At 49.7% G+C, this 722-nt stretch carries 1 protein-coding gene; it reads right to left on the bottom strand.

From position 1 onward, the window contains the following. Positions 1-228 precede the first annotated feature (228 nt). On the bottom strand, positions 229-722 hold a 494-nt coding region (locus tag R7040_RS26385), incomplete at its 5' end, for a DmsE family decaheme c-type cytochrome (RefSeq protein WP_318097566.1).

Below are 722 nucleotides of genomic sequence, written 5' to 3'. Positions count from 1 at the left end.
AACGGGCGGATTCCAATTATAGAATCGAGAGGAACCGTCGTTGTTAAGGTAACCGACGCCCGCGCTGACTTCTCCACTCCATGTGCCGTCGCTGCTGCATTCACTGCACTGCCAGCGGCTAGTGTCGGCTGGTTGAGAACGTTGTAACGAATAATCGTTGGCGTGCGCTTGCACAGCAAAAGCAAGGGAAATAGCGATGCACAGTTGAGATAGTTTCATGCTTCCCTCCTAATAACTTAATGTTTGACCACGTGGGTGGTTAGAGCCATGCACTTGATTGTGGCAGTTTAAACAACTTCCGCCACGCACTCTCAAGTCGTTTTCAGGAATGGCTACGTTTGCATGTGGCACACGGTGACATTCCTGACAAAGCATTGGCAGCCGTTTATTGAGCAGGGCTTTGTTCACTGAACCATGAGGTGTGTGGCAGGATGTGCAATCTTCAGTTACCGGCTCATGCTCCCATAAGAATGGGCCGCGTTTTTCCGCATGACACTCGTAACAAGCGTTATTGACGGTTGACCAGTTCAGGCTCGCTTCATTTAATGTCTGATGTGGATTGTGGCAGCTAGAACAAGTCATGACGCCGTCGATAATAGGATGACGACTGCGTTTGTGGATATCCGATTTGGTGCGGGAGTGACAATCGGTGCATTTGTCTGCTTGCATTTCGGCAACCATCATCGGATCGTCTTTTTGATGCAGTTGGTGACAGCTTGCAC

It is taken from the genome of Vibrio sp. 1069, assembly GCF_033340555.1.
This window is presented reverse-complemented; position numbering and strand designations above follow the sequence as displayed.